A 25,716-nucleotide genomic window follows, 5' to 3' on the forward strand; every position below is an offset into this window, starting at 1 on the left:
CGGAAAGCAGCCGAGGGGAGCGAACCATGCAATCGAACGCCGTCACCCAGACCGAAAACCTGACCGCAGCGATCCAGCGGATCGACGCCAACCATCACTGGCATCCGTTCACCGATACCGCCGCGCTCAACAGCAAGGGCGCCCGCGTCATCGTGCGTGGCGAAGGCGTCTACGTATGGGATTCCGAGGGCAATCGCATCATCGACGGCATGGCCGGGCTCTGGTGCGTCAACATGGGCTACGGCCGCAAGGAACTGATCGACGCCGCCAAGCAGCAGCTCGACGAACTGCCCTACTACAATCATTTCTTTCAGACCACCACCACACCGGCCGCGGTCCTGGCGCAGGAAATCGCCAGCGTCACGCCCGGGGATCTGAACCATATCTTCTTCGCCAACTCGGGCTCCGAAGCGGTCGACACCCTGATCCGCATGATCCGGCACTACTGGGCAGTGGAAGGCAAACCGGAAAAGAATGTGCTGATCGGGCGCAAGAACGCCTATCACGGCAGTACCATAGGCGGCACTAGCCTCGGCGGCATGGGCGCGATGCACAAGCAGGGAGGGCCCTACCTGCCGAATATCGAGCATATCGACCAGCCCTACTGGTACGGTGAAGCCGGCGATCTCGACGAGGAAGCCTTCGGCCTCAAGGCCGCCCGCGCGCTGGAGGAAAAAATTCTGGAGGTGGGCCCGGAGAAGGTCGCCGCCTTTATCGGCGAGCCGATCCAGGGCGCCGGCGGCGTCATCGTGCCGCCGGCCAGCTACTGGCCCGAAATTCAGCGTATCTGCCGCAAGTACGACATCCTGCTGGCCGCCGACGAGGTGATCTGCGGATTCGGTCGCACCGGCAGCTGGTTCGGTTCCCAGACCTTCGGCATCGAACCGGATCTGATGTCGATGGCCAAGGGACTGTCATCGGGCTACATGCCGATTTCGGCGGTGGCGGTCGGCGACCGTGTCGCCAACTGCCTTATCGAGAAAGGCGGCGAGTTTTTCCACGGTTTCACCTACTCCGGCCACCCGGTAGCGGCGGCAGTGGCAGTCGCCAATATCCGCCTGATGAAACAGGAAAAGGTGGTGGATTACGTCGCCGACGATATCGGTCCCTACTTCCAGCAGCAGCTTCGCGCGGTGCTCGCCGACCAGCCGCTGACGGGGCATATCGAGGGTGCGGGCCTGGTTGCGGGCATCGCCCTGGTGAAAGACAGGGAGGCCAAGCAGTTTTTCGCCGACGAAGGCACCGTTGGCACCCTCTGTCGCGACCACTGCTTCGAGAACGGCCTGATCATGCGCGCCGTCGGCGACCGCATGGTGCTGTCACCGCCGCTGGTGATCAGCCGCAAGGAAGTGGACGAGCTGTGCGCCAAGGTACGCAAATGCTTCGACCTTACGCTGGACAGCGTACGGACGCAGGGCTTATAGAAAGCCATTACACGCTCCCCGTATGGCGGGTTAGACGCGCATCGTCGTATCTGTCCGCCCCCAGGAAAACTGGGCGCGTCGTAACCCGCCAAGAGGCCAACTTCACCTCGATGGTGGGTTACGCGGCGCCCACATACCGGCAGCAGCGGATATCAAGAAGCCAGGCGCCGCTAACCCACCCTACACATTCAGCAACCATCGTGCCCGCCCGGTTCGCCACGAGGCGTGCCTCCTTGGGGACAAGGCCAGTGTGCCAACCCCGCCGTAGGAGCGGCGCCTCGCCGCGAATGACCGCGGTGCCTAACCGGTTCGCCACGGGACATGGCTACTCATCCTCATCCTGCTCGTTGCCGCCATCCATCCCCAGCTCCTTGATCTTGCGGGTCAGGGTATTGCGACCCCAGCCGAGCAGCTGGGCGGCGTCGCGACGCCGGCCTGCGGTGTGCTTGAGCGCGGTTTCGATCATGATGCGCTCGAACGCCGGCACCGCCTCTTCGAGAATGCCCTGGCGACCACAGCCAAGCTGCTGATCGGTCCAGAGCCGCAACGCCTGCTCCCAGTTGGCGCTGACCGTCGTCCCCTGCTCCTGCTGCTCCAGCAGCTCCGGCGGCAGGTCCTCGATCAACACCTCCCTGCCGGAGGCCATGACCGTCAGCCAGCGACAGGTGTTCTCGAGCTGGCGCACGTTGCCCTGCCACGGCAGGTGACACATGAACTTCTCGGTATCCGACTTGAGTATCTTCGGCTCGACGTTGAGCTCCTTGGCCGAGGTGGCCAGAAAATGCTGCGCCAGACGCGGAATGTCCTCGCGACGGTCGGAAAGCCTGGGTATGTGGATCCGGATGACGTTGAGGCGATGGAACAGATCCTCGCGGAAACGGCCGTCCGCCACCAGTTTCTCGAGATTCTGATGGGTCGCGGCGATGATGCGCACATCCACCTTCACCGGGGTGTGGCCGCCGACCCGGTAGAACTCGCCATCGGCCAGCACGCGCAGCAGCCGGGTCTGGGTATCGGCCGGCATATCGCCGATCTCGTCCAGGAACAGGGTACCGCCGTCGGCCTGCTCGAAGCGGCCGCGCCGCGCGGCGGCGGCGCCGGTGAAGGCGCCCTTCTCGTGACCGAACAGCTCCGACTCGATCAGGTCCTTCGGTATCGCCGCCATATTCAGCGGAATGAACGGCCGGCTGGCGCGCGGGCTGTGCTTGTGCAGCGCATGGGCCACCAGCTCCTTGCCGGTACCGGACTCGCCGTTGATCAGTACCGTGATATTGGACTGTGACAGACGACCGATGGCGCGAAACACCTCCTGCATCGCCGGCGCCTCGCCGATGATCTCGGTGGCACGCCCCATCACCTGCTCGGTGACTTCCTGCTGCTGCTCGTGGGCGTGGGCAACGGCGCGCTGCACCAGCGCAACGGCCTCGTCGACATCGAACGGCTTGGGCAGATACTCGAAAGCGCCGCCCTGATAGGACGCCACCGCGCTCTCCAGGTCCGAGTGCGCGGTCATGATGATGATCGGCAACTCCGGATGGTCCGCCTGCACCTGGTCGAGCATCTGCAGGCCGTCGGTACCCGGCATCCGGATATCGCTGATGATGGCATCGGGGCAGTCGCGCCCCAGGCGGCGCAGGAGGTCGTCGGCATTGTCGAAGGACTGGGTTTCGAGCCCCGCCTGATCCAGCGCCTTCTCCAGCACCCAGCGGATCGACCGGTCGTCATCCACAATCCAGACGTTACCTGAGGTTCTCATGGTGATGCTCCAGCGGAATAAAGAGTTTGAATTGGGTCTCACCGGGCTCGGTGGTGCATTCGATCAGGCCGTGATGCTGATTGATGATGGATTGCGCAATCGAGAGCCCGAGGCCAGTGCCATCGGCATGACCGGTGACCATCGGATAGAAGATATTGTTGAGAATGTGCTCTGGAATACCGGGGCCGTTGTCGGTGATGATGACACAGCACACCAGCCGGTGCCGCTCGGTACCCAGGGTAATCTGGCGCAACGCCCGCGTCTGCAGGCTGATCAACGGCTCCGGAGTGCCGGAGCGTTCCAGCGCCTGCATGGCGTTGCGCACGATGTTCAGCACCGCCTGAATCAGCTGCTCGGCATCGCCCTCGAACTCCGGAATACTGGGGTCGTAATCGCGCTGGATATGCAGCCAGCTGCCGCTCTCGGCGCTGACCAGGCTGCAGACCCGCTCGAGGATGGCGTGGATATTGACGTCGGACAGCTGCGGCAGTTTGCGCGGCCCGAGCAGCCGGTCGACCAGATTGCGCAGCCGGTCCGCCTCCTCGATGATCACGCGGGTGTATTCGTGCAGCTCCTCGTCGCCAAGCTCACGCTCGAGCAACTGCGCCGCACCGCGAATGCCACCCAGCGGGTTCTTGATTTCGTGAGCCAGGCCACGCACCAGGTTGCGCGCCGACGCGTGCCGTGTCAGCAGCTCCTCTTCCCGTTCAATTCGCATCAGACGATCGCGCGCCTCGACCTCGACCAGCAGACTGCGTTCGCCGCGGGACTGCGAAATGGAATTGACGCTGTAGTCCACCGTCAGCTCATGACCGCCCAGCGTCATCATCCGGGCTTCGCGCTTGGTATAGGGGTGCCCGGTTTCCAGCGACTCCTGCAGCACCTTAAGCTCTTCAGGACTGTTTGCCAGCCAGTCGGTGGCGGGCTTGCCCCTGAGACGCCGGGCGCTCGCCTCGAACAGCATCTCGGCCGCCGGGTTCATGTACTCGATGCAAAGCCTGCCATCGAGCATGACCACGGCCGTGGTGAGATTTTCGAGAATCTGTTTGTGCTGGGACGATCTGAACATAGCGAATCCGCATTCCGGACGAAACCGGACGGGCCGACCGGTTTCGATAATTCTGATAAAGCAAAAAAAGCGCCAACTCTTTGTTTTGCGCAAAAACGCTGTAGAGACAACGACTGCGGCGCTTCCGCCCCTGATTGCAGTCTATACCCGGCCAGATGCATGCACCACATTAGTGCACATTCATGCACCAATAAATTTGACCGCTTCGCAACAGGGCATTAGCCGCCGCGACAGCGAACAGCCAGGCCCCGTGCGCAACAACAAAAAAGCCTCCCGAAGGAGGCTTTTTCAGACGTTGCGGGCCGCCGAAACGGCCCACCGGTCTTAAACCGAGTAGTACAGGTCGAACTCGACCGGGTGAGTGGTCATGTTGACGCGAGCGACGTCTTCGCGCTTGAGCGCGATGTAGGCGTCCAGCATGTCGTCGGTGAAGACGCCACCCTTGGTCAGGAACTCGCGATCCTGTTCCAGCGCGTTCAGCGCTTCGGTCAGGCTCTCGGCAACGGTCGGGATTTCCGCAGCTTCTTCCGGCGGCAGGTCGTACAGATCCTTGTCAGCCGGCTCGCCCGGATGGATCTTGTTCTGGATACCGTCGAGGCCAGCCATCAGCAGCGCCGCGAAGCACAGGTACGGGTTGGCAGCCGGGTCCGGGAAGCGGGCTTCGACGCGGCGCGCTTTCGGGCTGGTGGTGTACGGGATACGCAGCGAAGCGGAACGGTTGCGGGCAGAGTATGCCAGCATAACCGGAGCCTCGAAGCCCGGCACCAGACGCTTGTAGGAGTTGGTGGACGGGTTGCACAGCGCGTTCAGCGCCTTGGCGTGCTTGATGATACCGCCGATGTAGTAGAGGGCAGTTTCGCTCAGGCCACCGTAGCTGTCACCGGCGAAGATGTTGACGCCGTCCTTGGACATGGACAGGTGAACGTGCATGCCGGAGCCGTTGTCGCCGACCAGCGGCTTGGGCATGAAGGTGGCGGTCTTGCCGTAGCTGTGAGCAACGTTGTGCACGCAGTACTTCAGAATCTGAACTTCGTCGGCCTTGCTCACCAGGGTGTTGCCGCGCACGCCGATTTCGCACTGACCGGCGGTGGCCACTTCGTGGTGGTGCACTTCGATGGTCAGGCCCATGGCTTCCATGGCGTCGCACATGGCGGCACGCAGGTCGTGCAGGGAGTCGATCGGCGGAACCGGGAAGTAGCCGCCCTTGACGCGCGGACGGTGACCGATGTTGCGGCCTTCGAACTGCTTGTTGGAGGACCAGGCAGCCTCTTCGGAAGAAATGCTGTAACCGCAGCCACCGATGTCGGCGTGCCACTCGACGGAATCGAATACGAAGAATTCCGGCTCCGGGCCCAGCATGGCGCTGTCGGCGATACCAGTGGACTTCAGGTACTCTTCGGCGCGCTTGGCGACGGAGCGCGGGTCACGCTCGTAACCCTGACCGGTGGACGGCTCGACAATGTCGCAACGCACGATAACGGTGGCGTCTTCGGCGAACGGATCCAGGACGGAAGCGCTGTCGTCCGGCATCAGGATCATGTCGGACTCGTTGATGCCTTTCCAGCCAGCGATGGACGAGCCATCGAACATTTTACCTTCTTCGAAGAAGTCGTCACCCATGTCCGAAACCGGAATGGTCACGTGCTGCTCTTTACCCTTGGAATCGGTAAAGCGCATGTCGACCCAGCGCGCTTCGCTTTCTTTGATCAGATTCAGAGTTTTCTCTGACATTTGCCTTTCTCCACTCTGTTGAAACTGTCAGACCGGTGGTTCTGCAGTACTTTAAAAACGGCGTAAACCTCTTGGCCGTACTAGTAGCAATCCTCGTGCCAGCACGGAAATTCGCCCAAATGCCTGATTTTAGGCCCGGCCGGCGCCTGGAAGCGGACCTTGTACGCACCAAAAGCGGGCATCGTACAAAATATAGCACCAATACGGTGCGCAGACTGAAGACGCGCTGTTCTGTCTACGCCCACCGCCCCATCATACTGCAACCCTTTGGAAACTGTCTGCCACAAAAAGGGGCCCCGGGCCTTTATTTCGTGCATGAACACGGGCTTGCCGCTGCCGGACAAACCTCAAACCGGACCTCGCGCGCCTTTCGATCGTGCACGCCGGGAGCCTGGTCAATCACTGATCGCTTGTCGGGCCCCGGTCCCGTATAATGCTGGCTTTGCGATTTTTCCTGAAGGTAAACACTGGTGATCGAGAATCTGAGAAACATAGCCATCATCGCGCACGTCGACCACGGCAAAACCACCCTGGTCGACAAGCTGCTGCAGCAGTCCGGCACCCTGGGCCGCCGCGATGAAGGCGCCGAACGCATCATGGACTCCAACGATCAGGAGCGTGAGCGCGGCATTACCATCCTGGCCAAGAACACGGCCATCGAATGGAACGATTACCGGATCAACATCGTAGACACCCCGGGGCACGCCGACTTCGGCGGCGAGGTCGAGCGCGTACTGTCGATGGTCGACTCGGTACTGCTGCTGGTCGACGCCGTCGACGGCCCGATGCCCCAGACCCGCTTCGTGACCCAGAAAGCATTCGCCCAGGGCCTGCGCCCGATCGTCGTCGTCAACAAGGTTGACCGCCCCGGCGCGCGGCCCGACTGGGTCGTAGACCAGGTCTTCGACCTGTTCGACAACCTCGGCGCCACCGAAGAACAGCTCGATTTCCCGATCGTCTACGCCTCGGCGCTGAACGGTATCGCCGGCCTCGAAGCCGACGACCTGGCCGATGACATGACGCCGCTGTTCGAAGCCATCGTCGAACATGTCCAGGCGCCTGCGGTCGACCTCGACGGCCCCTTCCAGATGCAGATCTCGGCTCTGGACTACAACAGCTACGTCGGCGTTATCGGCGTCGGTCGCGTCAAGCGTGGCAAAATTGCCATCAACGGCCAGGTCAAGGTCGTCGACCGCGACGGCAAGGTACGCAACGGTCGCGTGCTGAAGATCATGGGCTACCTGGGTCTGGAACGTGTCGACGTCAACGAAGCCCAGGCCGGCGATATCATCTGCATCACCGGTATCGACGAGCTCAACATTTCCGATACCCTCTGCGACGCGGCCGCCGTCGAGGCGCTGCCGCCACTGAGCGTCGACGAGCCGACCGTCTCCATGACCTTCCAGGTCAACGATTCGCCGTTCGCCGGTCAGGACGGCAAGTTCGTCACCAGCCGCAACATCAAGGACCGTCTCGAGCGTGAACTGATCCACAACGTGGCGCTGCGCGTCGAGCAGGGCGATACCCCGGAGAAGTTCAAGGTCTCCGGCCGCGGAGAACTGCACCTGTCGGTCCTGATCGAAACCATGCGTCGCGAAGGCTTCGAGCTCGGCGTTTCCCGTCCGGAAGTTATCCAGAAGGTGGTCGACGGCCAGGTTCAGGAGCCGTACGAAATGGTGATGCTCGACGTCGAAGAGCAGCACCAGGGCTCTGTGATCGAGGAGCTCGGCAAGCGCCGTGGCGACATGACCAACATGGAAGTCGACGGCAAGGGCCGCGTGCGCCTGACCTTCATGATGCCGTCACGCGGGCTGATCGGTTTCCGCTCGCTGTTCCTGACCATGACCTCCGGCACCGGTATCCTGACCTCGATCTTCGACCACTACGGTCCGGTCAAGGAAGGGGAAGTCGTATCCCGCAATAACGGCGTACTGGTCTCGATGGTCACCGGCAAGGCGCTGGGCTATGCACTCTGGAACCTGCAGGAACGCGGCCGCCTGTGCATCGACCCGAACATCGACGTCTACGAAGGCATGATCCTGGGTATCCACAGCCGCAGCAACGACCTGGCGGTCAACCCGACCAAAGGCAAGCAGCTGACCAACGTCCGCGCCTCCGGCACCGACGAAAACATCCAGCTGACCCCGCCGGTCCGCTTCACCCTGGAGCAGGCGCTGGATTTCATCGAGGACGACGAGCTGGTCGAGGTCACGCCGCAGCATATCCGCATCCGCAAGAAGCTGCTCAAGGAAAACGAGCGCAAGCGCGCCAAGAAGTAAGCGACTAGGGGGCCCCTGCCGGCCCCGGCAAGCCATTGACGAAACGGAGCGCCATCGGCGCTCCGTTTTCTTATGCCTCTTCGGGTCGCCCATCCTGCCATTTCATGCCTTTTTCACTCTGATACAAGTTCCCTATACTCGAAGCTGAGGGCCGGTCTGCAGACGCAGAGCGGAGGTTGCTCTACAGGTACTATCACAGGTACTGCCCGATGCCCTGGCTGATTGCAATTCTGAGTTCGCTGACCGCTCTGCTGCTGGTCAGTCGACTGGGCGCTTACCGCGCCGGGCGCACCTTCGCGCCGCAGGGGCACTTCATCGAAGTCGATGGCGTTCGCCTGCACTACCGCGAGGCCGGTACAGGTCCCGTGCTGGTGCTGCTGCACGGCGCCAGCACCAGCCTTCGTGATTTCAGCGCCAGCATTTTCGAGCCGCTCAGCCGCCACCACCGCGTGATTGCCGTGGACCGTCCGGGTCACGGTTTCAGCGCCAGGCCCAAAGGCCCCTGGCCCGATCCCGCCCGCCAGGCGGAGCTCATTCACGGCCTGCTCGGGGCGCTGTCCGTCGAGCGGCCGGTCATGGTCGGACACTCCTGGAGCGGAGCGGTGGTACTGGCCTACCTGCTCGCCTATCCGGGGCAGGCTGCGGGCGGTGTACTGCTGGCGGGCGCGACCCACCCCTGGACCGGCGGCGTGGCCTGGTACAACCGTCTGGCCTGCGTTCCGCTTATCGGCCGGCTTTTCTCCAGCACCCTGGTCTATCCGCTCGGTCGGCTGCTGCTGGATACGGCCGTCAGCGAGGTGTTCGCACCGAACCCGGTCCCCGACGGTTATGTCCAAAGAACCGGTGTTCCGCTGTCGTTGAGGCCGGACGCATTTCGGGCCAATGCCGAGGACATTCACTACCTCAGCGACTTTCTCGCCGAACAGAGCCAACGCTACGGCGAGATTCGCCAGCCGCTGCTGCTGCTGACCGGCAGCGACGACAGCATAGTGCCGCCCCGAAACCACTGCGACCGCCTGGCCGCCCAGCTGCCGGGGGCCGTGCGCATCGAGCTGGAGGCGACCGGTCATGCACTGCATCACACCCGCTCAGACCGGATCGTGAACCTGATCGCGGCATTTGCAAGGCAGCAGCGCCACGACCCGCACATCGTCGCACCGACGGAAACGATGACCTCCGACTGACCCCAGGCGCCGCCTATCGGTGGATCGAAGAGGGGCCCGTCGCCGGCGCCAGCGACGCCGCAGCCCGGGCGGTTCGGGCCAGCGTCGCCGGGCGGGCCGCCTGAGCCCTTCGACGGCTACGACACGGATATGACTTGAGTGAAGCGTACTATCCTTATCCAGACGCTTTTCGACTCGGGAACAGCACGATGCCAAGGATACCGCTCATCAGCCTGCCGGCATTGCTGGCCCTGCTGACGCTCTCCGGCTGCGAACAGGAAGCCGCGCCACCGGCGGCGCCGCCACCGGCGGCGCCGCCGCCGAGCGTCACCGTCACCGCGGTGAGCAGCGAACAGATACGCCCGTACCGGGAATTCGTCGGCCGCAGCCGCGCCATCGAAGACGTTGCACTGCGGGCCCAGGTATCGGGGCCGCTGATCGCCAAGCGCTTTACCGAAGGTGACGAGGTCGAAGCCGGCACAGTGCTGTTCGAGATCGACCCGGCCCCCTATCAGACCGAAGTGGCGCAGCAGGAAGCCGCTCTGCAGCAGGCCGCCGCCAGCCGCGACGTCGCCCGTACCAACTGGGAGCGGGGGCGGCAACTGGTATCCAAAGGCAACATCTCGCAACGCGACATGGATGAGCTCAATGCCCGCAGGCTCGAGACCGAAGCGTTGTACGCCCAGACCCAGTCGGCACTGGCGGCCGCTCAGCTGCGCCTGTCCTATACCCGCGTCAAGGCGCCGCTGACCGGCCGCATTTCACAATCCGAAGTATCCATCGGCGACCAGATCACGACGCAGACGCTGCTGGCCTCGCTGGTACAGCTGGACCCAATTCAGGTACTGATCGAAACCTCCGAGCAGGATGTCGCCAGCGCCCGGCAGATGATTGCCCGCGGCGACCCCTCAATGCCGCCGCTGGACCAGCTGGTGGTGCACCTGCGACTGCCCAATGGAGAACTGTTCGATCAGCAGGGTGGCATCGATTACATTGCCAACCGGGTCGATACCGCCACCGGTACCGTCGACCTGCGCGCCACCTTCCCCAACCCGGACCGACTGGTTCTGCCGGGCATGTACGTCACCCTGATCATCGAAGCGCCGCAGGACGAGACCAAGCTGCTGGTACCCCAGGCCGCGGTGCAGGAGGATCAACAGGGTCGCTTCGTGATGCTGGTCGACAGCGACAGCAAGGTGCAGCGCCGTCCGGTGGTGCTGGGCGAGCGCTACGGCGTGAAATGGGAAGTGGTCGAGGGTCTGGAACCTGGCGAGCGTATCGTGGTCGAGGGGCTGCAGAAAATCCGCGCCGGCGCCGAGGTACAGACCAGCGAAGCGAGCGTCAAGCCGTTCGAGTCCGGCGTGGAGAACTGACGCATGCTCAGCCGCTTTTTCGTCTCCCGCCCCAAGTTCGCCTTCGTCATTTCAATCGTTCTGAGCCTTGCGGGACTGCTGTCCATCCCTAACCTTCCGGTGGCCGAATTCCCACAGGTAGCGCCGCCGCAGGTCAATGTATCCACCCGCTACCCCGGCGCCAGTGCCGAAGTCGTCCGGGACACCATCGCCCAGGTGATCGAGGCGGAGGTCAACGGTGTCGAGGATATGATCTACATGGACTCGAGCGCCGCCAACGATGGCAGCTACTCGCTGTCGGTGACCTTCGCCGTCGGCACGGATTCGGACCTGGCCCAGGTCAATGTGCAGAACCGTGTGCAACAGGCGATGCCGCGCCTGCCCGCGGTCGTGACCCAGCAGGGGGTGCGGGTCAAGAAACGCAGCCCCAACATGCTGATGGTGGTCAACCTGGTCTCGCCTAACGGCACCTTCGACTCCCTGTTCCTGAGCAACTACGCCGGGCTCAACATCAAGGACAGCCTGGCGCGCCAGAACGGCGTCTCGGAGGTCAGTATCCTCGGCTCGCTCGACTACGCCATGCGCATCTGGCTCAACCCCGACCGCATGACCAGCCTGGAGATCACCCCGGGCGATGTCGTCGCGGCGCTGCAGGAGCAGAATATCCAGGTCGCCGCCGGACGTATCGGCGCCGCGCCCGTGGACCCCGACCAGCAGTTTCAGTACAGCCTGCAGACCAAGGGACGGTTGCAGACACCGGCCGAGTTCGCCGCCGTGATCCTGCGCGCCGACGACAGCGGCGGCATGGTGCGCCTGGGGGATATCGCCGAGATCGAGCTCGGTGCCCAGAGCTACGACGCCCAGGGCAAGCTCGACAACAGGCCCAGTACCATCATCGCCGTTTACCAGAGCTCCGATGCCAATGCCCTCGAGGTCGCCGCTTCCGTGCGTTCCGAAATGGAGCGTCAGGCCGGGCGCTTCCCGGACGACCTGAGCTACGAGATCCTCTACGACACCACCGAGTTCGTCTCGGTTTCGATCCGGGAGGTGGTGGAGACCCTGTTCATTTCGGTTTTACTGGTGATACTGGTGGTCTACCTGTTCCTGCAGGATCTGCGTTCGACGCTGATACCGGCCATTGCCATACCGGTATCGCTGATCGGCACCTTTCTGTTTCTGCTGATATTCGACATGACCATCAACACCATTTCGCTGTTCGCGCTGATACTGGCGATCGGTGTGGTGGTGGACGATGCCATCATCGTGGTCGAAAACGTCACCCGCATCATCGAGGAGGAAGGACTGCCGCCCGCGGCGGCGACCCTCAAGGCCATGGGCGAGGTGACCGGCCCAGTGGTCGCCACCACCCTGGTACTGCTGGCCGTATTCGCCCCCACCGCCGTGATGCCAGGCATCACCGGCAGCATGTACGCGCAGTTTTCGATCACCATCTGCATCGCGGTGGTGATCTCGTCGATCAACGCCCTGACGCTGTCGCCGGCGCTCTGCGCTTCGCTGCTGCGGGCGCCAAGACACCGAGAGCGTGGCTTTCACGCCTCCTTCAACCGTATCTTCCACCGTCTGACCGCAAGCTACAGCCGCTGGGTGACCGCGCTGGTGCGCAGAAGCGCGCTGGTTATGCTGGCCTTCGCCGGCCTGATCGGCGCCACCGCCTGGCTCGGCATCACGCTGCCATCGGGATTCGTGCCCAGTGAAGACAAGAAGGCGTTTATGGTCGATATCCAGTTGCCGGACGGCGCCTCGATCAACCGCACCGAGGCCGTGATCCGGCAACTGGTCGAGCAGACCCTTGCCGAGCCGGGCGTCGAGCACGTCATCCATGTCTCCGGCTTTTCGCTGCTGAGCGGCTCGATTGCCTCCAACGGCGGTCTGATGATCGTCAACCTGACCGACTGGGACGAGCGCACCGGAGATCCGCGGCTGCGCGACACCGCCATCCTCAACCGCCTGCAGGGCCTGTACGCGGCAAACCCGGCGGTGAACGCACGCGCCTTCACCCCGCCTGCCCTTCCCGGTGTCGGCACCGTCGGCGGCCTGCAGTTCGTGCTGCAGGACACCCTGGGCCGCAGCCCGGCGGAACAGGCCGCCGCGATGCGCGGCTTTATCGTCGCCGCCAACGGCGAACCCGCCATCGCGCTGGCGTTCAGCAATTTCCGCGCCGACGTGCCGCAACTGTTCATCGATGTCGACCGGGAAAAGGCCAAGACTCTTGGCATCCCGCTCGCCGAGATCTTCAACAGCCTGCAGGTCATGCTCGGCGGCGCCTACGTCAACGACTTCAACCAGTTCGGCAAGGTATTCCGCGTCATGCTGCAGGCGCAGACGGACTTTCGCAATTCGGAACGCGATATCGCCCGTTTCTACGTCCGCACTTCAGCCGGCGACATGGTCCCGCTGTCGACGCTGGTGAAGATCCGCCCGATACTGGGTCCCGAGGTGCTGAACCAGTACAACCTTTTCGGCTCGGTATCGATCAACGGCATCCTGGCCCCGGGCCACAGTACCGGCGAAGGCATCGACGCCCTGGAAAGGGTCGCCGCCCAGGTGCTGCCGGCCGGCTTCACCTACGCCTGGACCGGGCAGACCTTCCAGGAGATCCAGGCAGGCAACCTGGCGCCGCTGATTTTCGCGCTTTCGCTGGTCTTCACCTACCTGTTTCTGGTAGCGCTGTATGAAAGCTGGAGCATTCCCCTGGCGGTGATGCTGGCCGTGCCGGTGGCGGTACTCGGCGCCTTTCTGAACGTCCTGGTGGCCCAGTCCGAGATCAATCTGTACACCCAGATCGGGCTGGTGCTGCTGATTGGCCTCGCCGCCAAGAACGCCATTCTGATCGTCGAGTTCGCCAAGCTGCAGCGCGAGGAAGGGCTCAGCGCCAGGGATGCCGCCATCAAGGCGGCGCGCATGCGCTTTCGCGCGGTGCTGATGACCGCGTTTTCCTTCATTCTCGGGGTACTGCCTCTGGTGATCGCATCCGGCGCCGGCGCCGCCAGTCGCAACTCCCTCGGCTACGCCGTATTCGGCGGCATGATCGCCGCCGGCGTCGTCGGCACGCTGCTGGTACCGGTGTTCTACTATGTTATCCAGACGCTGCGGGAGAAAGTCCGGAACCCGGCTGGGGATCGGCGATAGCGATACGCCTGCAGCAGCTACCGCCCGGCTCCAACCCCTTTTCCGATCCGGGGCGCACCCTGTGCGCCGCTTGCAGGAGCGTCATATACTGAAAACTTTCCCGTTCATCGAGCAGGATAAGTATGCGCACTCTCTACCCGGAACTTCAGCCCAACGCCGAACACCGCCTGCAGGTCGACGATATCCACAACCTCCACGTAGAGGAAAGCGGCAACCCCAACGGCCTTCCCGTGCTGTTCGTTCACGGCGGGCCCGGCGGCGGCTGCAGCGCGGCGCACCGTGGTTTTTTCGATCCCAACAAATACCGCATCATTCTGTTCGACCAGCGCGGCTGCGGACGTTCGACACCGCACGCATCGCTGGCCGCCAATACCACCTGGCACCTGGTGGCGGACATGGAACGGATCCGCATCCACTTCGGCATCGACCGCTGGCTGCTGTTCGGCGGTTCCTGGGGCTCAACGCTGAGCCTGATCTATGCCCAGACGCACCCCGAGCGGGTCAGCGGTCTGATTCTGCGCGGTATCTTTCTTTGCCGCGACCAGGATCTGCAGTGGTTTTATCAGCGCGGCGCCAGCGCCCTGTTCCCGGATTACTGGCACGAGTTCGCGCAGCCAATCCCTGAAGCTGAACGGGACGACCTGCTCGGCGCCTACCATCGCCGCCTTACCTCGAACAACGAAATCGGCCGCATGAGCGCAGCCAAGGCCTGGTCGATCTGGGAAGGCCGCTGCTCGACGCTGGACCCCAACAACCAGGTGGTCGACCACTTCGGCGATCCCCATGTGGCGCTGGCGATGGCCCGCATCGAAACCCACTACTTCGTCAACAAGGCCTTCCTCGAACCCGATCAGATCCTGCGCGACGCCCACCTGATTCGAGGTATCCCGACGGTGATCGTGCAGGGCCGCTACGATGTCATCTGCCCGGTCGAGCAGGCCTATGCCTTGCACCAGGCTCTGCCACAGGCCGAACTGCATATCGTGCGCGACGCCGGTCACTCGGGCTTCGAGCCCGGTATCATCAGCAACCTGATCGAGGCCACCGACGACTTCGCCCGCAGCAGGGCCTGATCATGGGTGACGGGTGACGGGTGACGGGTGACGGGTGACGGGTGACGGGTGACGGGGCGAATGTAACGCGTAACTCTTCGCGCCTCCTTGTGACATCAACGCCATGACTTTAGCATGTCCTCTTTTTATGGCAGGACAGTCACAATGAAAGCACTGATACAGCGGGTCAGCTCCGCGCGGGTGGACGTCGACGGCGACTGCACGGGCGCCATCGGGCCCGGCATTCTGCTGCTGCTGGGCGTTGAGAAGTGCGACGACGAAGCGGCGGCCGACAAACTGCTGGCCAAGGTGCTGGGCTATCGAATATTCGCCGACGCCGACGGCAAGATGAACCTCAACCTGCAGCAGGCCGAAGGCGGGCTGCTGGTGGTCTCGCAGTTCACTCTGGTCGCCGACACCCGCAAGGGTCTGCGCCCGAGTTTTTCCTCCGGCGCCAGCCCCGAACTGGGCGAACGTCTCTACGATTACTTCGTCGAACGGGCCCGTAGCCTGCACCACGAGGTCGCCACCGGCCGCTTCGGCGCCAATATGCAGGTCTCGCTCACCAACGACGGACCGGTCACCTTTATGCTCGAGTCATGAGAATGCTGAGCCGCCGTTGACTGTCCACTCCAGACTGTGAACGCTCATCACACGTTCAGCACCAGATGCTCGCGCTCCCAGGAGCTGATGACCTGGTTGAAGGTTTCGAACTCGGCACGCTTGACGCCGATATAGGCCTGGACAAAGCGGTGACCGAGCAGCTCTTTCAGCGGCTCGCAGTTGTCCAGCAGACGCAGCCCCTCTTCCAGGGTCCGCGCCAGTTCGATCCGGTCACCGGGCCTGAACGACACCCCGTCCAGCGGCGTTGTCGGTTCAAGCTCCCCCTTGAGACCGAGGTAGCCGCAGGCTAGCGTCAGCGCCGTCGCCAGGTAGGGGTTGGCATCGGCGCCCGCGAAGCGGTTCTCGATTCGCGTCGCCTCGGGCGCGCAGGCCGGCGCACGCAGGCCGGTGGTGCGGTTGTCGATGCCCCAGTGCATGTTGACCGGCGCGGAAATGTCCGGCACGAAACGGCGATAAGAGTTGACGTTCGGGGCGAAAAAGCTGATCGCTTGCGGGATGTAGTGCTGCAGACCGCCCAGGTAGTGATGGAAGGCCCGGCTGTAACCGCCGTTACCGTCAGAGAAGATATTGCGCCCTGTACCGGTCTCGACGAGGCTCTGGTGAATGTGCATCGAACTGCCGGGCTCGTGCTCCATGGGCTTGGCCATGAAGGTCGCGTAGATATCGTGCTTCATAGCCGCCTCGCGCAGCGTACGCTTGAAAACGAACACCTGGTCGGCGAGGTTGAGCGGATCGCCGTGCAGGAAGTTGATCTCCATCTGCGCCGCGCCGGTTTCGTGGATCAGGGTATCGACGTCGAGCCCCTGGGTCTCGCAGTATTCGTACAGCGTATCGATGATCGGGTTGAACTCGTTGACCGCATCGATGCTGTACGACTGGCGGGCCGTTTCCCGCCGGCCCGAGCGGCCGATCGCCGATTTCAGCTCGTAGTCCGGGTCCAGGTTCTTCTGAATCAGGTAGAACTCGATCTCGGGCGCGACCACCGGCTGCAGACCCTCATCCTCGTAGAGCTTCAGAATCCGCCGCAGCACCGAGCGCGTCGAGAGGGGGTGCAGGTTGCCGTCGGTGTCGTAACAGTCGTTGATGATCTGCGCCGTGGGCTCATCGGCCCAGGGTACCCAGCGCAGGGTTGAGTGATCCGGCACCAGTATCATGTCACGATCCGATGGGTGCACAACCTGATCGTAATCGTCGGCCCAGCCGCCGGTGACGGTCTGCACGAGAATCGCCTCCGGAATTCGGCCGCTCTCCTCGCGGAGGAATTTTCGCGTCGGATAGAACTTGCCCCGGGCATTACCCGTCATGTCCGGCAACGTGGATTCGATCTCGATGATCCCGTTCTCTTTCAGAAAGCTCTCGATGGCTTCCATAGCTCACCTGTACTGTTTGTTACATGCTTTGAATTTAGGGCTAACCCGGCGCTTGCGGCGGCTGCAGGTTCGCAACAATACCGAATAATCATTCGGCTAAAGCACTCATAAAGACCATCAGGAAAAATCACAAAAACAGAAAAAATGGCCAATTCACGAGCTTTACGAACTATACAACCCGAATTATCATTCGGGTATACCTACCTCTACATATAGCGAAAAAGCATTCCCACACCTTATCATCCGCCATCCTGAAAGCGTTCGCCGGGGAGCCAGGCGACGCCGGGTGAAACGAGGTAACAACAATGAACATGCAGGGATACGAATCCTCCTATTACGCCGACAGCGCCAACCCCAAAGTGGACTATCCGCCGCTGACCGGCGCCGCCAGCACAGACGTCTGCGTGATTGGCGGGGGCTATACCGGCCTGTCCGCCGCGCTCCACCTGGCTGAACGCGGCTACTCGGTGACGCTGCTTGAAGGTGAGCGGGTCGGCTGGGGAGCTTCGGGCCGCAACGGCGGCCAGGTCAATGCCGGCCACTGCATGGATCAGGCGGACCTCGAAGCCCGCCTCGGCCGAGATCATGCGAAGGCTCTCTGGGAGCTGTCGCTCGAGTCGGTGGAACTGGTCAAGCAACTCATCGAGCGGCACCGGATAGACTGCGATCTAAAACCCGGTGTGCTCCATGCCGCCGCCAAGCGCCCGATCAACGACAGTTATCGCCGCACCGTGGACAAGCTGCGCGACGAATACGGTTACGACGGCGTGCGCTTCGTCGCCGAGAACGAGATGCGGGAGATGCTCGGCACCCACCGCTATTACGGCGGCGAGCTCTGGCGCGACGGCGCCCATCTGCACCCGCTCAACTACGCCCTCGGGCTGGCGCACGCCGCTGCCGGTGCCGGCGTCCGCATCCACGAAAACAGCCGCGTCACCCGCTATCGGGCGGGCGCTTCGGCCGAAGTCAGAACCGAGCGGGGTCATGTCAAAGCCCGCTACATTCTGCTGGCCTGCAACGGCTATCTCGGCGCTCTGGAACCCAGGGTGGCCGGCAAGATCATGCCGATCAACAACTTCATCCTGGCGACCGAGCCGCTCGATGACAGTCTCGCCCGCAGCCTGATACGCGACGATGTGGCCGTGGCCGACTCCCGTTTCGTCATCAACTACTTCCGCCTCTCCGCCGACAACCGTCTGCTGTGGGGCGGCGGCGAAAACTACAGCAGCCGGTTTCCGAAAGACATCAAGGGCTTCGTGCGCAAATACATGCTGGAGGTCTATCCACAGCTAAAGGACCTGCGCATCGATTACGGCTGGGGCGGGACCCTGGCGATCACGCTAAACCGCATGCCCCATTTCGACCGGGTCGAAGACAATCTTTTCGTCGCCCAGGGCTACTCGGGGCATGGCATCGCCCTGGCGACACTCGGCGGCAAGCTGATGGCCGAGGCCATCGCCGAGACGGCCGAACGCTTCGATATCTTCGCCAGGGTGCCGACCCGAACCTTTCCCGGCGGCACGCTGCTGCGCTGGCCGGGCCTGGTGGCGGGGATGCTTTACTATTCGCTAAGGGATCGTTTGTAGCATCGCGGACCGGCTGAAGCCTTGGTCTGGTCGCCAGCCGGCCGCAGCCATCAGACTCCGGTCACACCGACGATGCGACCATCAACCATGCGGGGACTCCGATATTGCCCAGCCGAAACCAGCCAGATCAAAATGCGGCCGACAACCACCTAACCCCCAGACACGACCCCGTCCAGCAGCGCTCTCGCGAGCGCGCCCAGCGGATCATCGATGTCACCGGCGAGCTGCTCGAACGCGTCGGCTTCGACGACCTGAACACGACGCTGATCGCACGGGAGGTCGGCATCTCCGTGGGCTCGCTGTATCACTACTTTCCGAACAAGCATGCGATTCTCTATGCCATGGCCTCGCAGTGGCTGGAGGGGGTCGAGGCTCAGCTCGACGAGATAGACCGCTGGCCCCTGGAGGACATGCCGCTCGACGCGGCGGTGGAGCGCCTGATCGACTTCAATCTCCGCGTCTACCGCAGGCAGAAGGCGATGCTGCCGCTGGTGCAGGCGATGTTCTCGGTACCGGACCTGCGGGAGCTGGACCTGCACCACGACGAGCTGGTCATTTCACGCATGGCCGCCGTGTTCAGGCGCCTCGGCATTCGCAAGCACCTCAACGAACGGGGCCGTATCGCCCGCCTCTACCTGGAGATGACCCACAGCCTCTATCTGGTGGTGGTCAACCAGAATCCGCAGCGCGCGAAGCGCACCCTGAGCGATCTGAAGCTGATGTGCCTGACGCTGCTGCAGCGGCATTATCAGGAGAGTCGGGAGAAGGCATCTGACAGCTGACAGCCTGGTCATTCCGTGCTGGCCGTCAGCCCGGCCAGACCGTGCTCCTTGATATAGAGCACACAGCCGTCGCGGCTTGCCGGACGGTGGCTGGCGCCTGCGGGCAGACGCAACCAGTCGTGACGACCGTAGTCGGCCTGCTCGTCGTTGAAGCCGCCCTCGAGCACCAGTATCTCGACGCCACCGGGATACAGCCGCGGCTCCGACAGGGTCGCGGGCGCCCAGCGCTCCAGGCGCATGGTTTCGGGATGAGCCGCCTCACGATAGAGCCACTTGACCTCGATGCCGGGCGCCGGGCCGGGCTGCCAGGGCATGGACCCGGTATCGAGCGCCTGCTGGCGCCGTTTGCCCGGATACTGCTGCAACTTGACGAACAGCAGGCAGCCGGCGTCCGACGACGGCGCGTGTTCGAAGCCTTCGGGGTTGAGCAGGTAACTGCCCGCCGGCCAGTCGCCGCCGGCATCGGAGAAAACACCTTCGAGCACCAGTATCTCTTCGCCGCGCGGGTGCGGATGCGGCGGGAAAACGGCCGCGGGGGGATAACGCACCAGCGACGTCACCTCGCCGCCCTCGGCCGTACCCACCAGGTGCAGGCGCTTGCGCAGCACCTCGCCACCGGGGCTTGGCGTCCACTCCATATCGCCGGTGCGCACATGCACCCGGCGGGACATATCGCCGTTCACTGCTATCATGGTGAGCACCTCCTGGGCTTTTGCATGGATTCGCTCATGGTCCGATACGAAGTCAAACCGCTCTCCCCTCTGGCTTTGCTCTGGCTGGCGCTCTACTGCGCCGTTCTGGTCTGGTCCGCGATAGACCCGAAAGACCGCATGACATGGTGGCTCGAGGTTCTGCCCGCGCTGGTCGCACTGCTGCTGCTGGGTGCGACACGCCCGCGCTTTCCGCTGACACCACTGTGCTACACCCTGATCCTCGCGCATTGTTGCATACTGATGGTCGGCGGCCACTACACCTACGCGGAAGTGCCGCTGTTCGACCGGATCTCGGAGTGGTTCGGCTGGAGCCGCAACAACTACGACAAGGTTGGACACTTCGCGCAGGGCTTTGTCCCCGCGCTCGCGGCACGGGAACTGCTGATCCGGTTGAAGGTGGTCAACGGCGCGGGCTGGCGCAACCTTTTCGTGGTCAGCGCCTGCCTGGCCTTCAGCGCCTTCTACGAGCTGATCGAATGGTGGGTGGCGGTCTTGAGCGGCACCGCCGCCGAAGCTTTTCTCGGCACCCAGGGGTATGTATGGGACACCCAGTCCGACATGCTGCTGGCGCTGATTGGCGCCGTCAGCGCGCTGCTGCTCCTGCCGCGCCTGCATGACCGTCAGCTTGCGAGGCTTGCTGCGCAGTAAACCCGTTCGCTTGCCTGTTACTGGTAGGTGCGCCCCTCATGGCGCAGCCAGCCGGCGGGGTGACGGCCGCGCGGATCCCGATGGGTCCAGTGCAGCACGCCCCCTTTGGCGTTCCACTCGTATTCGCCGTAGAACTCCACCCGGTCGCCCGCACGCAGCCCTTCGATACGCGGTGCCAGATCGATATTGTGCGCCACCAGCAGCGTCTGCCCGCTGCCGAGCTCAAGGATGAAACGCTGGTGACGGCTACCTTCAAGGTCGTCCGGCAGCACCTTGACGACCCGGCCCTCGCCCCGCACCTGCAGGTCACTGCGTTGATCGCGGAATGCCTGCGCCAGCACCGAATCGGACTGGCTCTGCTCTACCTGAGCGGGCGCCAGCCAATCCTCTTGCTGCAAAAACAGCAACGCACCCAGCAGCAGGGCGCCCAATAGCAGTTTGTTCATCGATCCTCCGTGACGACTGGCAATACGACATCCTCTTGCCCCGCAGCGCCCAGCCTCTGGCGGCCCTGCGCGGGAAGACTTACTTTAGCAGCTGAGTTAACACTTCAGGATACCCCTTTACATGAGCCGAGCCTTCGTCAAAGAAGACAGCGACCAGCCCGAACGCCTGCCCGACCGGCCCCAGAGCAGTCTGCCCAACCTGATGACCGTGGGCGGACGTGATGCCATGGCTGCACGACTGACGACGCTTGAGCAGGAACGCAGCGCGTTACTGGCATCGGCAGACCTGGCCGAACGCTCGCGGCTTCCGGTACTGGAGCGGGACATCCGTTACTGTCGCGCGCGCCTGCGAAGCGCACAGGTAATGCCGGCGGCCGTGTCGCCGCAATGCGTGGTGTTTGGCTGCGAAGTCAGCTTTGTCGACGACCGGGACTGCGACTACCGCTATAGAATTGTCGGCGAGGACGAGGCGGATATCGCCGCCGGCAAAATCAGCTGGGCCTCGCCACTGGCCCGTGCATTGCTTGGAAAATCGGTTGGCGACGAGATCACCTGGACCCGGCCGGCCGGCGACCTCGATATCGCAATCACCGCGATCAGTCCCTGAGCATCGCCAGCCAGAATGCCTGCGCCAGCTCGCTCAGCGGCAGGTCCCGCAGGCGTATCAGGTAGATCGGCAGACGGCTGCGGGAATTGAAGTTTTCCACCTCCAGCGCCAGCAGTTGCCGGCTGCCAAGCTCTGCCACCACCATGTGTTCGGGAATCCGCGCCCAGCCGAGACCCGCCATCAGCAACTCCTTCTTCACCTGGTAATCGCCAACATACCAGCGCTCGCCACCCACCAGCACGTTGACATGATCGAACGGCGCCAGCGAGCCTGTATCGCTGATCAGAATGTGTGGGCGGTTGCGCAGCTCGCTCTGAGGAATCACCCGCTGGCCGGCACCCTCGAGATAGCCCGGCGCGGCCACTGTCACCATATCGATGGTGCCGATCTCGATATACTCGAACTGGTCGTCGAGCCCGGTATGGGGACCCATCGCCAGGTCCACCTTCTCCCGGCGCAGCAGCTCGAGCACGCCGGACAGGTGCTGGGTGCTCAGGTGCAGGCGCATGCGTGGATGCTCGCCACAAAAGTGCCGCACGGTATCGAGCCACAGCGGCGAGGCGCACATGGCACTGAGCGACAGACTCAGCGACGGCGCTTCACCCTTGGCCAGACGGTGCCCCAGCGCTTCCAGCTCCTGCACCTGCCCCAGTACATGCCGGGCCTGGCGATAGAAGGCCTTGCCCTCGGCGGTCAGCCGCGGACGGTAGGCGTCGCGGCTGAACAGCTGGAAGCCGAACGCCTCCTCCAGGCTTCTGACCGCGGCGCTGACGGTGGACTGGGTCTTGAAAAGACTCGCAGCCGCGCCCCTGAAGCTGCCTTCGTCCACCACGGCCAGAAAGGCCCGGAGTTGTTCGTTGGTCATGATACGCCGGAATAATGATCGCTTTTACCGTTCATTATAATTCAAACATATCGTTATCTTTCAATTGTACTCGTCGCTATTCTTGACCCTGGCCGATTGCCGGCGCAATGCCGCGCGACAGGCTTGTGCAAGACATAACGAGAGGTAACGCAATTGGATCTGGCATTCTGGTGCATTTTTGCGGCCGGTCTGGTCACCGGTTTTTCCAAGTTTTCGGTCGGCGGCATGGGACTGCTGATTCTGCCACTGGTCATGGTGGCCGTGCCGGGGCCCGAGGCGCTTGGCGTCATCGTGCCGATGTATCTGATCACCGACCTGATGGCCATTCTGATGTATCGCCGGGAGATCAGCTGGAAGGTGCTGGCCGCATTGCTGCCACCGGCATTCGCCGGCGTAATGCTCGGCGGCTGGATGCTGTCCGGCATCGACCCGGCCAGCTTTACACCGCTGCTGGGCGCCATCATTATCGCCATGCTGGCTCTTGGACTCTGGCTCGACCGCCGCCCCAGCGGCCTGATGCGTCACCCGCTGGCCGCCAACCTGACGGGGCTGGGCGCCGGCTTCATCAGTCTCGTCGCCAACGCCGCCGGCCCCCTGTTCAGCCTGTACCTGCTGGAACAGCGGTTGTCCAAGGAAGCCTATGTCAGCACGCGCGCCTGGGGCTTCATGCTGATCAACCTCGCCAAGCTGCCGATGCTGATGTCACTGGGATTACTCAATTCCCAGAGCCTGGCGCTGAGCCTGCAGGCCGTGCCGGGACTGCTGATCGGCGTGACGATCGGTTACTGGCTGCTGCGCCGGATCAACCTCACCCAGTTCAAGTGGGTGATCCGCATCATGGCATCGCTTGCAGCGATCAAGCTCTTCGCCTTCAGCTGACGCCTCAGGCCAGGATCATCGCCACGCAGGCAGCGGTCAGCCCGCCCATCAGCACATTGAAGCGGCGCCAGTGGGCAGGCGTTTTCAGCAGCCTGCCGAGCGCCACCCCGAAGCTGGCCCAGAGCGCAATCGACGGCAGGTTGATCAGCCCCATCAGCAGTATGACCAGCACTGCCGATAGCATGAAGCCTTCCCCCGCCAGCGTGAAGGACGCGATACCCGAAATCGCCATGACCCAGGCCTTGGGGTTGGCGAACTGGAACGCCGCCGCCTGCCAGAAGGTCAGCGGCCGCGAGCCTCCCCTCACCGCCTCGGGCGCAGGTGCGCTGGCAATCTTCCAGGCCAGCCACAGCAGATACAGGCTGCCGACCAGCTTGAGCGCCTGCTGTGCTGCGGGCCACTGTTCGAACAGCGTACCCAGCCCCAGCGCCACCGCACTCATCAGTAGCATGCAACCTACCGAAATGCCCAGCATGTGCGGCAGCGTTCGCACGAAGCCATAATTGGCTCCGGAGGCGGTCAGCATCATATTGTTCGGTCCCGGCGTGGCGGACATGCTGAATGCGAAAAAGACAAAGGGCCCGGCCACCGCGAGCAAATCCGGTATCTGGTTCATGACGGCTCCAATATCACGGCGATATCAGTTAAAGGGGTACAATTAAGAAATTATCGGTACAATTAGACCAAGCCACCGATACAATACGCAGTATCAATCGACACATAAGCCGTTTCAATTAAAGATTTGTCGCCGTTACAATCAATTGTCACCCTGACAAAATTCCGGAGAGATCATGACGATTCAGCAGCGCGCCCGTGCCCGTTGTCACTGGATGCCGAAGCCGGACCGTAGCCGCGGCCCCCTGTACAAGACGCTGGTCGACCAGCTTGCAGCCGATATTGCCAGCGGCGTGCTCAAACCCGGCGACCGCCTGCCACCACAGCGGCTGCTCGCCGATGCCCTGGAGGTGACCGTCGGCACCATCACCCGAACCTACCGCGAAGCGGAACGGCGCGGTCTGGTCGATGCCCGGGTCGGCAGCGGCACCCGGGTAAGGGGACAGCACAGCAGCATCCCGGGATTCCACCACCTGTCCCGCGCCACAGACGACAATATCGACCTGTCGCTCAGCACCCCGATCGTCAGCGTACAACGCAGCCAGCAATTGGCCGACCTGATGCAACAGCTTGCGGCGCGGCCCGACGCTCTGGCCACCTCGCTCGAGTACCAGCCCGAACAGGGCAACGCCGCCATGCGGGAGCAGCTCGCCACCTGGCTCGGCAGCCAGGGCCTGCCGATGGGCCCCGGCGAACTGCTGCTGACTGAGGGCGGCCAGCACGCGGACTACCTGACACTGCAGACGCTGGTGCGACCGGGCGAAGCGGTGGCCTCCGACGCCCTGACCTATCCGGGAATGATCGCCGCAGCACGCCAGCTGGGTCTGAAGCACCTGCCGGTGCCGATGGATACCGAGGGCATGCGCCCGGATGCGCTGGAGCGCCTGTGCCAGCAACAGCGCATCCGCCTGCTCTATCTGATGCCTGAGCACAACAATCCCACCGGTGCCTGCATGACCCGGGAGCGGCGCGAGGCGATCGTCGAAATCGCGCGCCGCCATGACCTGCTGCTGCTCGAGGACGGAGTCCAGTATGTGCCGGCGGACTTCAGAGGCCAGCCCTTTTACCGGCTGGCGCCGGAACGCTCGCTGTATATCTTCAGCGTCTCCAAGATCCTCGCCGGCGGCCTTCGCTTCGGCGCCCTGCGTGCTCCCGCGAACCTGATGCCAAAACTCAGCGCAGCCCTGCGCGCCCAGTGCTGGGCGACACCCGGACTGCCGGGCCTGGTGGCCTGCGAATGGCTGGCGTCGGGCCTTGCGGATGGCATCATCGACTGGCACTGGCAGGAAGTCCGCGGCCGCCAGTCGCTGCTGCGCGAGCGCCTGGCCGGTTACGATATCCAGTCCCATCCGTGCAGCTTCCACGCCTGGCTGCATCTGCCGGAGCCCTGGCGTGCGGTCGACTTCGTGCGCCGTGCAGCGGAGCGTGGTGTGATCCTGATCGGCTCCGATCCCTTTTGCGTCGGCAGCCAGCCCGCGCCCCAGGCGGTGCGCATCTGCCTGACGCCGCCGCCCGACCGGGCGGCGCTGGATAGAGCGCTGCAGCAACTCGGTGAACTGCTGGCCCAGGCGCCACCGGTTCAGGCGATGCCGATCTGACCGGATA

At 63.3% G+C, this 25,716-nt stretch carries 21 protein-coding genes; 13 read left to right on the top strand and 8 right to left on the bottom strand.

Annotated features, from left to right (window positions below; translation table 11 throughout):
- Nucleotides 1-26: 26 nt before the first annotated feature.
- Nucleotides 27-1,424, top strand: coding sequence for an aspartate aminotransferase family protein (locus tag IEX85_RS21380; protein WP_188862666.1), 1,398 nt, complete (start codon nt 27-29; stop codon nt 1,422-1,424).
- 325 nt (nt 1,425-1,749) lie between these two features.
- Here the strand turns inward: IEX85_RS21380 and glnG are convergent, their stop codons facing one another.
- From glnG to glnA, 3 genes are all read right to left on the bottom strand, one after another.
- Nucleotides 1,750-3,180, bottom strand: a complete 1,431-nt coding sequence (gene glnG / locus IEX85_RS21385) for a nitrogen regulation protein NR(I) (RefSeq protein WP_188862667.1) — start codon at nt 3,178-3,180, stop codon at nt 1,750-1,752.
- The gene (gene glnL / locus IEX85_RS21390; protein WP_188862668.1) at nt 3,164-4,249 is read right to left on the bottom strand and encodes a nitrogen regulation protein NR(II); all 1,086 of its coding nucleotides are present in this window, start codon (nt 4,247-4,249) and stop codon (nt 3,164-3,166) included. Before glnL ends, glnG begins: the two co-directional genes overlap by 17 nt.
- 324 nt (nt 4,250-4,573) lie before the next feature.
- Nucleotides 4,574-5,980 carry a glutamate--ammonia ligase gene (gene glnA / locus IEX85_RS21395; protein WP_188862669.1) on the bottom strand — a complete coding sequence of 469 codons (1,407 nt, stop codon included), beginning with the start codon at nt 5,978-5,980 and terminating at the stop codon, nt 4,574-4,576.
- Nucleotides 5,981-6,450: 470 nt separating this feature from the next.
- On the opposite strand from glnA, the gene typA reads away from it, so the two are divergent.
- The 6 genes from typA (at nt 6,451) to dtd (ending at nt 15,579) form a co-directional block, all read left to right on the top strand.
- Entirely contained in the window at nt 6,451-8,259 is a 1,809-nt protein-coding gene (gene typA, locus IEX85_RS21400) for a translational GTPase TypA (RefSeq protein WP_188862670.1), read from the top strand.
- A 209-nt stretch (nt 8,260-8,468) separates the two neighbouring features.
- Entirely contained in the window at nt 8,469-9,443 is a 975-nt protein-coding gene (locus IEX85_RS21405; RefSeq protein WP_188862671.1) for an alpha/beta fold hydrolase, read from the top strand.
- Nucleotides 9,444-9,631: 188 nt separating this feature from the next.
- The gene (locus IEX85_RS21410) at nt 9,632-10,795 is read left to right on the top strand and encodes an efflux RND transporter periplasmic adaptor subunit (protein WP_188862672.1); all 1,164 of its coding nucleotides are present in this window, start codon (nt 9,632-9,634) and stop codon (nt 10,793-10,795) included.
- 3 nt (nt 10,796-10,798) lie between these two features.
- Nucleotides 10,799-13,924, top strand: a complete 3,126-nt coding sequence (locus IEX85_RS21415; RefSeq protein ID WP_188862673.1) for an efflux RND transporter permease subunit — start codon at nt 10,799-10,801, stop codon at nt 13,922-13,924.
- Between the two features lie 122 nt (nt 13,925-14,046).
- Nucleotides 14,047-14,997: a prolyl aminopeptidase gene (gene pip, locus IEX85_RS21420; protein ID WP_188862674.1), complete on the top strand. Its 951-nt coding sequence runs from the start codon at nt 14,047-14,049 to the stop codon at nt 14,995-14,997.
- Nucleotides 14,998-15,141: 144 nt separating this feature from the next.
- Entirely contained in the window at nt 15,142-15,579 is a 438-nt protein-coding gene (gene dtd, locus IEX85_RS21425) for a D-aminoacyl-tRNA deacylase (protein WP_188862675.1), read from the top strand.
- Nucleotides 15,580-15,626: 47 nt separating this feature from the next.
- Here dtd and IEX85_RS21430 read toward each other — a convergent pair whose 3' ends face one another.
- Nucleotides 15,627-16,970 (bottom strand): glutamine synthetase family protein, encoded by a 1,344-nt coding sequence (locus tag IEX85_RS21430; protein WP_188862676.1) that lies wholly within the window; start codon nt 16,968-16,970, stop codon nt 15,627-15,629.
- Between the two features lie 305 nt (nt 16,971-17,275).
- Here IEX85_RS21430 and IEX85_RS21435 point away from each other — a divergent pair, with 305 nt between their 5' ends.
- Complete coding sequence (locus IEX85_RS21435) at nt 17,276-18,556, top strand: NAD(P)/FAD-dependent oxidoreductase (protein WP_188862677.1); 1,281 nt, start codon at nt 17,276-17,278, stop codon at nt 18,554-18,556.
- A 104-nt stretch (nt 18,557-18,660) separates the two neighbouring features.
- On the top strand, nt 18,661-19,338 hold the full coding sequence (locus tag IEX85_RS21440) for a TetR/AcrR family transcriptional regulator (protein WP_229722051.1): 678 nt from the start codon (nt 18,661-18,663) through the stop codon (nt 19,336-19,338).
- Between the two features lie 8 nt (nt 19,339-19,346).
- On the opposite strand, the gene IEX85_RS21445 is transcribed toward IEX85_RS21440, so the two are convergent.
- Nucleotides 19,347-20,030, bottom strand: coding sequence for a cupin domain-containing protein (locus IEX85_RS21445; protein ID WP_188862678.1), 684 nt, complete (start codon nt 20,028-20,030; stop codon nt 19,347-19,349).
- A 36-nt stretch (nt 20,031-20,066) separates the two neighbouring features.
- Between IEX85_RS21445 and IEX85_RS21450 the strand changes: the two genes are divergently transcribed.
- Nucleotides 20,067-20,699, top strand: a complete 633-nt coding sequence (locus IEX85_RS21450) for a DUF2238 domain-containing protein (RefSeq protein ID WP_188862679.1) — start codon at nt 20,067-20,069, stop codon at nt 20,697-20,699.
- Nucleotides 20,700-20,716: 17 nt separating this feature from the next.
- Here IEX85_RS21450 and IEX85_RS21455 read toward each other — a convergent pair whose 3' ends face one another.
- Entirely contained in the window at nt 20,717-21,145 is a 429-nt protein-coding gene (locus IEX85_RS21455) for a DUF3465 domain-containing protein (protein WP_188862680.1), read from the bottom strand.
- Nucleotides 21,146-21,266: 121 nt separating this feature from the next.
- Between IEX85_RS21455 and IEX85_RS21460 the strand changes: the two genes are divergently transcribed.
- Nucleotides 21,267-21,752, top strand: coding sequence for a GreA/GreB family elongation factor (locus IEX85_RS21460; RefSeq protein ID WP_188862681.1), 486 nt, complete (start codon nt 21,267-21,269; stop codon nt 21,750-21,752).
- On the opposite strand, the gene IEX85_RS21465 is transcribed toward IEX85_RS21460, so the two are convergent.
- Nucleotides 21,742-22,617 (bottom strand): LysR family transcriptional regulator, encoded by an 876-nt coding sequence (locus IEX85_RS21465; RefSeq protein WP_188862682.1) that lies wholly within the window; start codon nt 22,615-22,617, stop codon nt 21,742-21,744. The two genes, IEX85_RS21460 and IEX85_RS21465, sit on opposite strands and share 11 nt — an antisense overlap.
- 153 nt (nt 22,618-22,770) lie before the next feature.
- Here IEX85_RS21465 and IEX85_RS21470 point away from each other — a divergent pair, with 153 nt between their 5' ends.
- A complete protein-coding gene (locus IEX85_RS21470; protein ID WP_188862683.1) occupies nt 22,771-23,496 on the top strand; it encodes a sulfite exporter TauE/SafE family protein in 726 nt (241 codons plus the stop codon).
- Between the two features lie 4 nt (nt 23,497-23,500).
- Here IEX85_RS21470 and IEX85_RS21475 read toward each other — a convergent pair whose 3' ends face one another.
- Nucleotides 23,501-24,112, bottom strand: coding sequence for a LysE family translocator (locus IEX85_RS21475; RefSeq protein WP_188862684.1), 612 nt, complete (start codon nt 24,110-24,112; stop codon nt 23,501-23,503).
- 175 nt (nt 24,113-24,287) lie between these two features.
- Here IEX85_RS21475 and IEX85_RS21480 point away from each other — a divergent pair, with 175 nt between their 5' ends.
- Entirely contained in the window at nt 24,288-25,709 is a 1,422-nt protein-coding gene (locus tag IEX85_RS21480) for an aminotransferase-like domain-containing protein (protein WP_188862685.1), read from the top strand.
- Nucleotides 25,710-25,716 lie beyond the last annotated feature (7 nt).

Source organism: Marinobacterium nitratireducens (assembly GCF_014645375.1).
GTDB classification, from domain to species: domain Bacteria; phylum Pseudomonadota; class Gammaproteobacteria; order Pseudomonadales; family Balneatricaceae; genus Marinobacterium_A; species Marinobacterium_A nitratireducens.

Excerpts from the sequence above, each read along its gene's own strand:
- IEX85_RS21380 (WP_188862666.1), top strand. The coding sequence starts at position 27 with ATGCAATCGAACGCCGTCACCCAGACCGAAAACCTGACCGCAGCGATC.
- glnG (WP_188862667.1), bottom strand. The coding sequence starts at position 3,180 with ATGAGAACCTCAGGTAACGTCTGGATTGTGGATGACGACCGGTCGATC.
- glnL (WP_188862668.1), bottom strand. The coding sequence starts at position 4,249 with ATGTTCAGATCGTCCCAGCACAAACAGATTCTCGAAAATCTCACCACG.
- glnA (WP_188862669.1), bottom strand. The coding sequence starts at position 5,980 with ATGTCAGAGAAAACTCTGAATCTGATCAAAGAAAGCGAAGCGCGCTGG.
- IEX85_RS21405 (WP_188862671.1), top strand. The coding sequence starts at position 8,469 with ATGCCCTGGCTGATTGCAATTCTGAGTTCGCTGACCGCTCTGCTGCTG.
- IEX85_RS21410 (WP_188862672.1), top strand. The coding sequence starts at position 9,632 with ATGCCAAGGATACCGCTCATCAGCCTGCCGGCATTGCTGGCCCTGCTG.
- IEX85_RS21415 (WP_188862673.1), top strand. The coding sequence starts at position 10,799 with ATGCTCAGCCGCTTTTTCGTCTCCCGCCCCAAGTTCGCCTTCGTCATT.
- pip (WP_188862674.1), top strand. The coding sequence starts at position 14,047 with ATGCGCACTCTCTACCCGGAACTTCAGCCCAACGCCGAACACCGCCTG.
- dtd (WP_188862675.1), top strand. The coding sequence starts at position 15,142 with ATGAAAGCACTGATACAGCGGGTCAGCTCCGCGCGGGTGGACGTCGAC.
- IEX85_RS21430 (WP_188862676.1), bottom strand. The coding sequence starts at position 16,970 with ATGGAAGCCATCGAGAGCTTTCTGAAAGAGAACGGGATCATCGAGATC.
- IEX85_RS21435 (WP_188862677.1), top strand. The coding sequence starts at position 17,276 with ATGAACATGCAGGGATACGAATCCTCCTATTACGCCGACAGCGCCAAC.
- IEX85_RS21445 (WP_188862678.1), bottom strand. The coding sequence starts at position 20,030 with ATGATAGCAGTGAACGGCGATATGTCCCGCCGGGTGCATGTGCGCACC.
- IEX85_RS21450 (WP_188862679.1), top strand. The coding sequence starts at position 20,067 with ATGGTCCGATACGAAGTCAAACCGCTCTCCCCTCTGGCTTTGCTCTGG.
- IEX85_RS21455 (WP_188862680.1), bottom strand. The coding sequence starts at position 21,145 with ATGAACAAACTGCTATTGGGCGCCCTGCTGCTGGGTGCGTTGCTGTTT.
- IEX85_RS21460 (WP_188862681.1), top strand. The coding sequence starts at position 21,267 with ATGAGCCGAGCCTTCGTCAAAGAAGACAGCGACCAGCCCGAACGCCTG.
- IEX85_RS21465 (WP_188862682.1), bottom strand. The coding sequence starts at position 22,617 with ATGACCAACGAACAACTCCGGGCCTTTCTGGCCGTGGTGGACGAAGGC.
- IEX85_RS21475 (WP_188862684.1), bottom strand. The coding sequence starts at position 24,112 with ATGAACCAGATACCGGATTTGCTCGCGGTGGCCGGGCCCTTTGTCTTT.
- IEX85_RS21480 (WP_188862685.1), top strand. The coding sequence starts at position 24,288 with ATGACGATTCAGCAGCGCGCCCGTGCCCGTTGTCACTGGATGCCGAAG.